A 12,116-nucleotide genomic window follows, 5' to 3' on the forward strand; every position below is an offset into this window, starting at 1 on the left:
CAGGGGAGGGTTCATGCGCACAGCGCTCACAGGGGTGGTCTCGCTCGCGATGCTCATCGGCACCGTGACCGCCGCCACCGGCACGGCCGTCGCGGTCGACGGGACGAAGACCCGTCCGTCGAACGAGCAGCCCCAGCAGGACATCAAGGACCGCCTTCTCGCGATACCGGGCATGAGCCTGATCGAGGAGAAGCCGTACACCGGCTACCGGTACTTCGTCCTCAACTACGAGCAGCCGGTCGACCACCGGAACCCGCGGAAGGGCACCTTCCAGCAGCGGATCAGCGTGCTGCACAAGGACACCGACCGTCCCACGGTCTTCCAGACCAGCGGTTACGGGCTGCGCACCACCCCGTCCCGCAGCGAGCCGACGGCCATTGTCGACGGCAACCAGATATCCATGGAGTACCGCTACTTCACGCCGTCCCGCCCGCAGCCCGCCGACTGGTCCAAGCTGAACATCTGGCAGGCCGCCAGCGACCAGCACCGGATCTTCACCGCGCTGAAGAGGATCTACGGCGAGAAGTGGCTCTCCACCGGCGGCTCCAAGGGCGGCATGACCGCCACCTACTACGAGCGCTTCTACCCGCGTGACATGGACGGTGTGGTCGCCTACGTCGCCCCGAACGACGTGGTGAACAACGAGGACAAGGCGTACGACCGGTTCTTCGAGCGGGTCGGCACCGAGGAGTGCCGCACCAAGCTCAACAACGTCCAGCGCGAGTCCCTGATCCGCCGGGGCCCGATGCAGGAGCTGTACCGCGCCTACGCGGACAAGAACAAGTACACCTTCGACACCATCGGCACCCTGGACCGCGCCTTCGAGGCCGTGGTCCTCGACTTCACCTGGGGCTTCTGGCAGTACCGCATGGAGGCCGACTGCGCCACCATCCCGGTCGCCAAGGACCTCACCGACCAGCAGCTCTTCGACACCGTCGAGTCGATCGCGGGCTGGAGCTCGTACAGCGACCAGGGCCTCGCGCCCTACACCCCGTACTACTACCAGGCCGGTACGGAGCTGGGCGCGCCCGACATCGAGCAGCCCCACCTCAAGGGGCTGAGCCGGTACGACTACCAGCCGCCGCGGAACTTCGTCCCCCGGGACATCCCCATGCGGTTCAAGCCCTTCGCGATGGCCGACATCGACAGCTGGGTGCGCCACAACGCCAAGCGCATGATGTTCGTCAACGGCTCCAACGACCCGTGGAGCGCCGAGCCGTTCCGCCTGGGCCGGGGCAGCCGTGACAGCTACGTCTACACCCAGCCCGGCGGCAACCACGGCGCCCGGATCTCGGGTCTGCCGGCCGAGGAGCGCGCCGCGGCCACCGCCGCGATCCAGCGCTGGGCCGGGGTCGAGCCGGCCGCCGTCCGCAAGGACGAGGCCACGGCCAAGCCGCTGGCCCGCTACGACGCCAAGCTGGACAAGGTCGACGCGCGGGAGCTGCGCCGCGACCGGGGGCTGCGCGGCTGATCCGCACCCCTCCTGTCGTCCCCCCTGCGGGGAAGAGGACCGTGCCCGCTGCCCACGTACGGAGGGCGGCGGGCACGTCCGTCTCCTGGGCGGGCCCGTCTCTTGCGCGGGCCCGGGAGACGGCGGCGGCTCAGTCGTCGTACGAGAGCCCGTGGCCGACCGGGAAGAGGACCCGGCCCGGGTCGTCGGCCCGCTGTACCGGTACGGGCAGCTCACCCCCGGGTTCGGCGCGGCCCGCGATCACCCGTGCCGCCGCGCGCAGTTCGACATCGGCCCAGCAGTAGAGGGCGAGCGAGGCACGGACCCCGTCGAGCCGGGCGATGTCGTACGGATTGCGGACGGCCAGCTGGATCACCGGTACGCCGGTCGCGACCAGCCGCTGGACCAGGGTCCGCTGGGCGCTGGTGGCACCCACGTCATAGGTGAGGACGACCACGGCGTCCCGGTCCCGTGCCGCCGCCACCGCCCGGTCGATCGCCGGTCCGTCCGGGGAGAGCCCGGTGGGCAGCGCGGTCGCGGTGAAGCCCTGCTCGGTGAGGGCGGCGGTCAGGACCGGTACCGAGCTGACGGTACGGCTGGTGGGAAGGATCGGATCCGCCCCGGTGACCAGCAGCTTCCGCTGTCGCCGACGGCTCAGCGGCAGCACCCCGCCCCGGTTGACCAGCAGGGTGAGCGAGTTCTCGGCGATCCGGTCGGCCTTCGAGCGGTGGCGGCGGGCGCCCACCACCCGGTCGACCTCCGAGACCGGTACATAGGGGCGGCGCAGCAGCCCGAGCCGGTCCTTCAGCCGCAGCAGCCGAAGGATCGATTCATCGAGACGGGCCTCGGTGATCTCCCCGTCGCGCACCGCGGCCAGGACCGCGTTCCAGGCGAGCGGCAGATTGTTGGGGTAGAGCAGCTGGTCCACGCCCGCCTTCAGGGCGAGCACCGGGACGCGCTCCTCGCCGTACTTGGTGAGCACCCCCTGCATGTTCAGGGCGTCCGTCACGATCACACCGTCGTAGCCGAGTTCCCGGCGCAGCACCCCGTCGATGATGGGGCGGGAGAGCGTGGCCGGGTCGCCGGACGGGTCCAGGGCGGGGACCTGGAGATGGGCGGTCATGATGGAGTCGGCGCCCGCGGCGATGGCGGCGCGGAACGGCGGGGCGTCCAGCCTGCTCCATTCCTCCCGGGTGTGGTTGATGACCGGCAGGCCGTAGTGGCTGTCCACGGAGGTGTCCCCGTGGCCGGGGAAGTGCTTGGCGCAGGCGGCGACGCCCGCCCGCTCGTACCCCTGGACCTGGGCGGCGACCAGCCGGGCGGCGGCCCGGGGATCGGCGCCGAAGGAGCGGACGTTGATGACGGGGTTGGCCGGGTTCACATTGACGTCGGCGACGGGCGCGTAGTTCTGCCGGATGCCCAGCGCGGCCAGTTCGGTACCGGCGATCCTGCCCGCGGTACGGGCGTCCTGGACGGAGCCGGAGGCGCCCAGCCCCATCGCGCCGGGGAGTTGGGTGGCCGGGGCACCGATCCGTACGACCGCGCCGTGCTCCTGGTCGATGGAGATCAGCAGCGGCAGTCCGGATGAGGTGTCGGCGGCGGCGCGCTGGAGGCCGTTGGACAGCTCGGCGATCTGGCGGGGGGCGGCGAGATTCCCCGACCAGAGGAAGTAGATGACCCCGCCGAGATGCCAGCGGGCGATGGCCTCGGCGCCGGTACGGACGCCCAGGAGCTGCTGGTTGACCTCGGCGGCCTCGTCACTGGGCTCGGTGGCGTGATGGCCCGCCACCCAGGTGCAGAAGACCTGTCCGACCTTCTGTTCCAGGGTCATACGCGAGACGATGCCGCGCAGCCGTCGGTCGCGGGCGGTCGTGGACTCGGCGGGGGCGGCGGTCCCGGTGGCGCCGGCCGGGGCGGCCGTGGTGGTGGCGTAGAGGGCGGCGGTGGCGGTGGAGGCAGCGAGGAGGGTGCGTCTGGAGACTCTCCGGTGGAGCATGGTTCCCCTTCCGGCCTTTCGCGAAAAGAAAGTTGAAGGAAACTTTCAGAGATATACGGATAGTCGGAAAGTAACTAACCCGTCAATGGTCCGGCAAGCAAAAACGCACACGGTGAAGAAAAGGTCACCGATACGGCTGGGGTTTGTCCGTGAACGAGGGGTGGGCCGACCCGGGCGTATGAGAAGTACGGGAAGTACGGCGGGAAGTACGGCGGGATGGGTGGGGAAGGGGGCGGCGGGGGTGGCTCGGCGGGGTCCCGTGGGAGCGTCGGCCGGGGTGGCGCGCGGGCGGCCGGCCGAGAACGCGCGCGGCACAGGAAAGCGCCTGCCACCGGCGCGATCAGGAGGTGACGCACCGATGGCAGGCGAGGATCCACCGACCGTGCGCGGCTGGAGAGGGGTGCCGTGGCGGGACGCACCGAACGACCCGGGACGGCGCCGCGCGCGGACCCACCCGGCGGAACCGGTCGGTTAGACGGAAAGTCCGGGCGCCGGGTTCCCCTGATTCCGTGATGACTGGTCAGCGCGGTGTGATGCACCGCGTGATGTCCGCGTGATGAAATCGTGCCCGGCGATCACGTGATGGGATCATCCGCTGGAGAGGGAAAAGGGGATCAGGCTGTTCCGGTTATCCCGGCGGAATTAAACGAAACATGGAATCCGATCAGACGGGCCCGCCCGCCCCCACCGCCGCGATCAGGGTCTCCAGATGGATCCGCCCCGGTACGAGCAGTTCCGGCAGTTCCGCCGCCCCGGGATACCAGCGCTTCTCGTACTCCCAGCTGATCCAGGTGCCGGGGGCGAGCGGCGCCAGGCACGCGGCGAGCGGTACCGCGCCGGCGCCCAGCCGCAGCGGGGTGAGATCGTCCGGTCCGGCCACATCCTTCACCTGGACATAGCCGAGGAAGGGGGCGAGGGCGGCATGGGTGACGGCCGGGTCCTCGCCGCCGAGCCAGGGGTGGAGCACGTCCCAGAGCGCCCCGGCGCCCCGGTGGCCCACGGGGCCGAGCACCCGGGAGACATCGACACCGGTGCGGTGCGAGTCATGGGTCTCCAGGAGCAGCCGGACACCCGCGCTCGCGGCGGTCCCGGCCGCCCTGCCGAGCCTGCGGGCGGCGAGGGCGTCGGCGCCCCGGGGGAAGGGCCGGGGCTCGTCCGCCACGGGCCCGTCGTCCGGGGACCCCTCCTCCGGCAGCGCGGCCTCCAGGGGGCCGGTCTCCATCGGGCCGGCCGATCCCACCGGGCGGGGGCCGGGGATCTCCGCCTCGCCGGCCTCGGGGTCGGCGCCGGGGAAGACCCGTACATAGGAGGCCCCGAGATCCCGGGCCAGCCAGATCAGCTCCCCGATCTCGTGCAGCACCCGGGTGTCGTCGTCCGCCGCCGCGACCCGGGTGTAGCCGCAGACGGAGAGGATCTCCACACCGGCCCGTGCGAACTCCTCGGCCACCTTGTGGCGATCGTGCTGGGTGAGACCGGGGTGGACCGGCTCATCCGGGGCGCACCTCAGCTCCACCCCCTGGTAGCCGCTGTCGGCGGCGAGGGCGGCCACCTCGGCCGGGGGCAGATCGGGGACTCCGAGTGTCGAGAACGCGTACCTCATGGCACGCGCCTGCCCGCCCACTCCCGGTCCATGCCCCCGCTCACCCGTCCGGCCGCCACCTGGCCTTCCGCCCCGGAGGTGTGACCGGGCGCGGGCTGGTCGTGTCCGCGCACGGGTGCGGCGGCTCCGGCCCGAGGTGCGCGGCGGCGGCACGACGACGGCGGGTGACCGCCCCGGCCCTGCGGTCTCCCTCCCGGGCCGGCCGACATCCGGCCCCGGGGTACCCGAACCGTCGCCCCGGGTGCGCGGCACGGTCGCGGGCCTCCGGTTTCCGGCCCGTGCCCCGCGCGCGGAAGCGGTATCGCGATGCCCCGGGACGCCGGACAGCGGTCCGGTGCGCCGGTGCGCCGGTGCGGTCGTCCGAGCCCAGGGCCGCACCCCTGGGCGTCAGCGCCCGCGCGGTCCGGGCGGACATGCGCGGCGTACGGGGGCGGGGTGGCGCCCACGGGGGCGGGGTGCGGTGTACGGGCGCGCGGCAGGGGCTCAGTCGTGGGGGCGGGCCGTCGAGGCGCGCGGCAGCAGGGTCGCCGGCAGCATGGCGATGCCCCCCTGCGGCACCCGCTCCCGGCCCCGGGCCAGCCGCCCGGCCCGCGCCCCCGCCTCGATCAGCGGCAGCCGTACCGTCGTCAGCGCCGGACCCATGTCCCGGGCGAACGGCAGATCGTCGAAGCCCGCCACCGCGATGTCCTCGGGGATCCGCAGCCCCAGCTCCCGCAGGGCCGCGTACGCCCCCAGCGCCACCGTGTCATTGGCCGCGACCACGGCGGTCAGCCCGGGGTCCCGCAGCAGCAGCTCCCGGGTCCCCTGCTGGCCCGCGTCCCGGGTGTAGGGGCCATGGACGGTGACACGGTCCTGGTCCCCGGTGATCCCCGCGGCGGCCAGCGCCGCCCGGTGGCCCTCCAGCCGGTGCCGGGTGGTGGTGCGCCCGGCGGGCCCCGCGAGATATCCGATCCGGCGGTGGCCGAGGGCGATCAGATGGTCCGTCAGCAGCCGCCCGCCGCCCCGGTTGTCGAAGGTGACCGCCGCCGGTATCCGGGCGGCCAGGGGCCCGGCGCCCGCGCCCGACGCGCCGGCCGGGCTCCCGGCGCCCGGGGCGGGCAGCGGCGGGCGCCCGCAGAGCACCACCGTGGTCCCCGCCTCCATGAGCCGGGTGAGCTTCGCCGCCATCGCCGTGATGTGCGCGGGGTCCTCCAGCGCGCCCCCGGTGATCACGACCGCCGAGGCGCGCTGCCGCTGGAGCAGGGTGAGATAGGTGAGTTCGCGCTCGGGGGAGCCGCCGGTGTTGCAGACCACCGCCAGCTTCTCGCCCCCCGCCCGGCCGTTGCCGTTCGGTCCGCCGTCCCCGGCCGCCCGGCCGATCTCCGTCTGGGCCGCCCCGGCCATGATCCCGAAGAAGGGGTCGGCGATGTCGTTGACGAGGATGCCGACCAGATCGGAGGTGGCGGCGGCCAGCGCGCTCGCCGGTCCGTTGAGGACGTAGTCCAGCTCGTCCACGGCGCGCAGCACCCGTTCCCGGGTCTCGGCGGCGACGGGATAGTTCCCGTTCAGCACGCGGGAGACGGTCGCCGGGGAGACCCGCGCACGGGCCGCGACATCCGCCAGGGTGACTGTCATCGCTTCCTCCGGGGAGAAGGGACGGGGTCTTGTCCGCGCCGCTGTCGGCAGGCTAGCGTCTCCTCTCGTAGAAAGCGCTTGCTATCGCCCTGCCCCGACATGCCCCGCTCCGGCACGGTCCGTTCCGGCACCCTCCGTCCCGGCACCGCGGTAAGCCCCGTAGGTCGTCTCTTTCGGGTCTTGCTGGGCTCGCGTGCCCTGGCACCGCACCTCGCGGCGTTGTCGTCAATCACCAATGCTCCGCAGTGGCTCAATCCTCCGCCTTGCGATGCACGTCACCAGACCCCGCTCCCTGATCCAGCCTGATCCGAAAGAAACTCCCTAGGCGCCCCGGGTGCCCGGCGCCCCGGCCCCCCTCTCCCGTACCCCCGTACATCCGTCCACCCATGCCCCGCCGTCCGGCGGCCCGCCCTGGGCCGGGCCAGGGACGACAGGGCGGTTCCCCGGCACGGTCGCCCCCCGCGCACCACCCGTCCCGTATCCGCCGCAGACGCGCGCCCCGTCCCGTATCCGCGGCGGATACGTCCGCCACGCTCCCGCCGCACCCGGCGGCCACCGGCCCGCGCCGCCCCCCGTACCGCAGCGGCCCGGACGCCCCGGGTGCCGCCGTCGCAGAAAGGACAGGTCATGACCCGCAGAACCGTGCGGATCGCCATGAACGGCGTCACCGGCCGCATGGGGTACCGCCAGCATCTGGTCCGGTCCCTCCTCGCCCTGCGCGAGAGCGGCGGACTCGACCTCGGCGGCGGCGACACGCTCTGGCCCGAGCCGGTGCTGGTGGGCCGCCGCCCCGACGCGCTGCGCGCCATCGCCGAACGCCATGGCCTCGCCCACTGGACCACCGACCTCGACGCGCTGCTCGCCGCCGGCGGGGAGGACGCCGTCGACATCTACTTCGACGCCCAGATCACCTCCGCCCGCCCCGACGCGGTCCGCCGGGCCATCGCCGCCGGGAAACATGTCTATGTCGAGAAGCCGACCGCCCCGGACCTCGCCGGTGCCCTGGAACTCGCCCGGCTCGCCGAGACCGCCGGGGTGTGCCACGGCGTCGTCCAGGACAAGCTCTTCCTCCCGGGGCTGCGCAAACTGAAACGCCTGATCGACGGCGGCTTCTTCGGCCGGATCCTCTCCGTGCGCGGCGAGTTCGGCTACTGGGTCTTCGAGGGCGACTGGCAGGCCGCCCAGCGCCCCTCCTGGAACTACCGCACCGCCGACGGCGGCGGGATCGCCGTCGACATGTTCCCGCACTGGGAGTACGTCCTCCACGATCTCTTCGGCGGGGTCACCAGTGTGTACGCGCAGACCGCCACCCATCTCCCGGACCGCTGGGACGAGCGCGGCGCCCCGTACACCGCCACCGCCGACGACGCCGCCTACGCCGTCTTCCAGCTCCGGGGCGGCGCGGTGGCCCAGATCAACTCCTCCTGGGCGGTACGGGTGATGCGCGACGAACTCGTCGAGTTCCAGGTCGACGGCGTCCAGGGCTCGGCCGTCGCCGGACTGCGCCGCTGCCGGGCCCAGCACCGCGCGGCCACCCCCCGGCCGGTCTGGAACCCGGATCTGCCCACCGGCGAACCCTTCCGCGAACAGTGGCAGGAGATCCCCGACAACCAGGAGTTCGACAACGGCTTCAAGGCCCAGTGGGAGCTGTTCCTGCGCCATGTCGCCCTCGGCGGCCCCTACCCCTGGGATCTGCGGGCGGGCGCGCGCGGGGTGCAGCTCGCCGAACTCGGGCTGCGCTCCTCCCGGGAGGGCCGCCGGATCGCGGTGCCGGAGCTGGCGCCATGACCCTGCTGCTGCCCGCGTCCGACGGGACCCTGCGCGCCCACACCCCGAACCCCGCGCCCCGGGTCTTCCCCCCGGGGCCGCCGCCCGTCTCCCGTACCGTCCTCGCGGCGGCGCATGTGGTGGCCGACCCCCGCGCCGACCCCGCCGGGCCGCCCGCCGTGGACTGGGAGGCCACCCTCGCCTTCCGCCGCCATCTGTGGTCGTACGGGCTGGGGGTCGCGGAGGCGATGGACACCGCCCAGCGCGGTATGGGCCTGGACTGGCCCACGGCCGCCGAACTGATCCGGCGCAGCGCCGCCGAGGCGAAGGCGGTGGGCGGGGAGCTGGTCTGCGGGGTCGGCACCGATCAGCTCCCGGACCCGCCCGCCCGCCGTGCACCGGACCCGGCCCGCCGGGGGCGACACGCCCTGGACGCGGTCCGCCGCGCCTACGCCGAACAGCTCGCCCTGGTCGAGGAGGCGGGCGCGCGGCCGGTGCTGATGGCCTCCCGGGCGCTGGCGGCGGCGGCCCGGGGCCCGGAGGACTATCTCGCCGTCTACGGTGAGCTGCTGCGGCAGTCGGCCACCCCGGTGGTGCTGCACTGGCTCGGCCCGATGTTCGATCCCGCGCTCCAGGGCTACTGGGGCAGTGCCGACCCGGACCGGGCCACCGACACCCTGCTGGAACTGATCGCCGCGCATCCCGGACGGGTCGACGGCGTCAAGATCTCCCTGCTGGACGCGGAGCGGGAGCGGGAGGTGCGGCGCCGGCTCCCGGCGGGGGTCCGCTGCTACACGGGCGACGACTTCCACTACCCCGAACTGATCGCGGGGGACAGCGAGGGTTTCAGCCATGCCCTGCTGGGGGTGCTGGACCCGCTGGCGCCGGTGGCGGCGGACGCCCTGCGCGCCCTGGACGCGGGTGACACCGCCGGGTTCCGGGAGCGGCTGGATCCCACGGTGCCGCTCGCCCGCCATCTCTTCGCCCCGCCGACCCGCTACTACAAGACGGGTGTGGTGCTGCTGGCCTGGCTCGCCGGCCATCAGCGGCACTTCACCCTGGTCGGCGGTCTCCAGTCGGCGCGCTCCCTGCCCCATCTCGCCCGTGCCTACACCCTCGCGGACGGGCTGGGGCTCCTCCCCGATCCGGAGCTGGCCCAGGCCCGGATGCGGGCCCTGCTCACGGTGTACGGGGTGGACGCGTGACGCCCCCGTCCGCCGGGGCGGTCCGGCCCCCGGCCGCCGGACGGGAGCGGCTCAGTGTCAATCAGATGACGGTCCGCCAACTTTCCCTGCCGGAGCTGGCGGACGGCTGCCGCCGGCTCGGGGTCACCGGGGTCGGGCTCTGGCGCGAACCCGTCCGCGCGTACGGGGTGGCCGCGGCGGGCGCTCTCCTTCGGGACGCCGGGATCGCCGTCACCAGCCTCTGCCGGGGCGGCTTCCTCACCGCGGGCGACCGGGCCGGGCGCCGCCGCGCGCTGGACGACAACCGCGCCGCGCTGGACGAGGCCGCCGGGGTGGGCACCGACACCCTGGTCCTGGTCTGCGGCGGGCTCCCGCCGGGCGACCGCGACCCGGCCGGGGCGCGGGAGCGGATCGCCGACGCGATCGGCGAACTCGTCCCGTACGCCGCCGAACGGGCGGTGCGGCTGGCCGTCGAGCCGCTGCACCCGATGTACGCCGCCGACCGCTGTGTGGTCTCCACCCTCGGCCAGGCGCTGGAGCTGGCCGGGAGATTCCCGGCGGAGCGGGTGGGTGTGGTCGTGGACACGTACCACGTCTGGTGGGACGACACCGCCCCCGCCGCGCTCGCCGCCGCCGGTGCGGCCGGGCGGCTGGCCGCCTTCCAACTGGCGGACTGGGTCACTCCGCTGCCCCGGGGGGTTCTCGACGGGCGCGGCCAGCTCGGCGACGGCTCGGTGGAATTCCGTTACTGGAGACGGCTGATGGACGCGGCCGGATATACCGGGCCCATCGAGGTGGAGCTGTTCAACGACGGGCTCTGGGTCCGGGACGGGTTCGAGGTGCTGCGGGAGACGGTCGCCCGCTTCCACGCCCATGTGCTGTGACCAGCAGGGCGGGTACGGGGCCGGCCCGCTCGGCGCGGGTGCTGTGACCCGTCCCGGGAGCCGCCCGCGCACCACCCGTACCGGCGGCGGGGAAATTTCTCGCCGCGTATGACATAGCCGCGGGGGTCCGCGACCGTCTGAGGGGTGTACGGGTTCACACGGCGCGGGCTCCGGGCGCGTGGCGCGTGGGCCCGTCCGGCGGATTTGCGGCCCCCGACGGGGAGGACCGGACGGTGAATTCGAGCACGGAGGCGGAGTTCCGGGCTTTTGTGGCGAGCCGATGGCCACGGATGCTACGGACCGCCCGCCTCTTGACGGGGAACCATCACGATGCGGAGGACCTGGTGCAATCGGCGCTGGTCAAGACCTATGTGAAATGGGAACGGGTGCGCCGTGCCGAGGAACTCGACGCCTATGTCTGGCGCATCATGATCAACACCAATAGGGACCGGGTCCGGCTGAACCGGGTGCGCGAGTGGCTCACCACCCGGTTCCCGGAGACGGCCGCTCCGGAGCGCGCGGACGGCATCGCGGAGGCCGGGGCGCTGGCCGAGGCGCTGTCACTGCTGCCCGCCCGTCAGCGAGCGGTGATCGTGCTCCGCTATCTGGAGGACCGCAGCGAGACCGAGGTGGCCAGGATCCTGGGCACCCATGTCGGTACGGTCCGCAGCCACGCCGCACGCGCCCTCTACCGGCTCCGGGAGCAGCCCGGGGTCCTGGAGGAGTGGGCGGGCCTTCCCGACCGGGCCCGTACGGGGGTCGGGCCGAGGGTCGAGGAGGCCCGCTCATGACCGGCGGCGAGGACGAACCGGGAGGTACCAGGCGGGCCGGAGGAGGCCGGATCAACGGCACACCGATCTCCGGGGCGCGTCTCCTGGTGGACCCGGAGGCCGCCCTGAGGGCAGCCCTGTTGCGGGAGGCGGCGGCCTTCCCGCGGGCGCCCGCGCCGGTGCTGCGGGTGGTCCGGCTGGGCCGGGAGGCCCGCGCCGCCCGGGCCCGGCGGGGCGGTTCGGTGGCGGTCTCGGTGGCGGTCTGTCTGGTCCTCGGGGTGCTCACGGGGGTGGCCTGGCCGGGGTGGATGAAAGGGCGGGACACCGGCGGCGGGAGCAGGGTGACCCCGCTGCACGCCGTCGAACCCTCCGTCGCGGCCGTGGAGGAGAGCGGCGCCGCCCCGGGAACCGTGCTGGTGCGCCCCGGTGAGACGATCCGCCCCGGTCCGGGGATCGAGGTGCGGCTGGGGGCGGGGGAGGACGCCAACTACTCCGTCGAGCAGACGGACGGCAACAGCACCCGGTGCACCAAGTGCGTCGCCGGGGAGAGCGTGACGCTCGCCTTCTGCACGAAGTCGGGGCTGATCAGCGGGGCCTTCCGGACCACCGAACCGCCCCGGCGGATCGTCGTCCGGTACGGCGCCGAGTCCCATCGCGCCACCGTCGTGCGGCTGCGCGGTGCCTATCGGGGATGGGGGATCTTCTACGCCCTCGCGATTCCGCTCAAGGGGCCGTCCCCGATGGAGGTATCGGTCTACGGGGCGGGTGCGAAGCCCCTGATCCAGCAGGAGCAGCTCGTTCCCGGTACGGGGGAGATCCCGTAGGACCCGGCGGGCCGGGCCGGGCTCGCG

General features: G+C 73.6%; 9 protein-coding genes. 6 read left to right on the top strand and 3 right to left on the bottom strand.

Going from position 1 to position 12,116, the window contains the following annotated elements; genetic code table 11:
- Positions 1-13 precede the first annotated feature (13 nt).
- The gene (locus ABT354_RS03505; protein WP_351488405.1) at positions 14-1,471 is read left to right on the top strand and encodes a S28 family serine protease; all 1,458 of its coding nucleotides are present in this window, start codon (positions 14-16) and stop codon (positions 1,469-1,471) included.
- Positions 1,472-1,601: 130 nt separating this feature from the next.
- On the opposite strand, the gene ABT354_RS03510 is transcribed toward ABT354_RS03505, so the two are convergent.
- The 3 genes from ABT354_RS03510 to ABT354_RS03520 form a co-directional block, all read right to left on the bottom strand.
- Entirely contained in the window at positions 1,602-3,446 is a 1,845-nt protein-coding gene (locus ABT354_RS03510) for a glycoside hydrolase family 3 protein (protein ID WP_351488407.1), read from the bottom strand.
- A gap of 664 nt (positions 3,447-4,110) precedes the next feature.
- The gene (locus ABT354_RS03515; protein ID WP_351488409.1) at positions 4,111-5,046 is read right to left on the bottom strand and encodes a sugar phosphate isomerase/epimerase family protein; all 936 of its coding nucleotides are present in this window, start codon (positions 5,044-5,046) and stop codon (positions 4,111-4,113) included.
- A 483-nt stretch (positions 5,047-5,529) separates the two neighbouring features.
- Positions 5,530-6,660, bottom strand: coding sequence for a LacI family DNA-binding transcriptional regulator (locus ABT354_RS03520; protein ID WP_351488412.1), 1,131 nt, complete (start codon positions 6,658-6,660; stop codon positions 5,530-5,532).
- A gap of 627 nt (positions 6,661-7,287) precedes the next feature.
- Between ABT354_RS03520 and ABT354_RS03525 the strand changes: the two genes are divergently transcribed.
- The 5 genes from ABT354_RS03525 (at position 7,288) to ABT354_RS03545 (ending at position 12,089) form a co-directional block, all read left to right on the top strand.
- Positions 7,288-8,448, top strand: a complete 1,161-nt coding sequence (locus ABT354_RS03525) for a Gfo/Idh/MocA family protein (protein WP_351488414.1) — start codon at positions 7,288-7,290, stop codon at positions 8,446-8,448.
- On the top strand, positions 8,445-9,632 hold the full coding sequence (locus ABT354_RS03530; protein ID WP_351488417.1) for a dihydrodipicolinate synthase family protein: 1,188 nt from the start codon (positions 8,445-8,447) through the stop codon (positions 9,630-9,632). The genes ABT354_RS03525 and ABT354_RS03530 overlap by 4 nt, the downstream gene beginning before the upstream one ends.
- Positions 9,629-10,495, top strand: a complete 867-nt coding sequence (locus ABT354_RS03535; protein WP_502983308.1) for a sugar phosphate isomerase/epimerase family protein — start codon at positions 9,629-9,631, stop codon at positions 10,493-10,495. The genes ABT354_RS03530 and ABT354_RS03535 overlap by 4 nt, the downstream gene beginning before the upstream one ends.
- Positions 10,496-10,785: 290 nt before the next feature.
- On the top strand, positions 10,786-11,286 hold the full coding sequence (locus tag ABT354_RS03540) for a SigE family RNA polymerase sigma factor (RefSeq protein ID WP_502983325.1): 501 nt from the start codon (positions 10,786-10,788) through the stop codon (positions 11,284-11,286).
- Positions 11,283-12,089: a hypothetical protein gene (locus ABT354_RS03545; protein WP_351488422.1), complete on the top strand. Its 807-nt coding sequence runs from the start codon at positions 11,283-11,285 to the stop codon at positions 12,087-12,089. Before ABT354_RS03540 ends, ABT354_RS03545 begins: the two co-directional genes overlap by 4 nt.
- The last annotated feature ends 27 nt before the right edge of the window (positions 12,090-12,116 follow it).

Source organism: Streptomyces sp. NPDC000594 (genome assembly GCF_040299965.1).
In the GTDB taxonomy this organism is placed as follows: Bacteria; Actinomycetota; Actinomycetes; order Streptomycetales; family Streptomycetaceae; genus Streptomyces.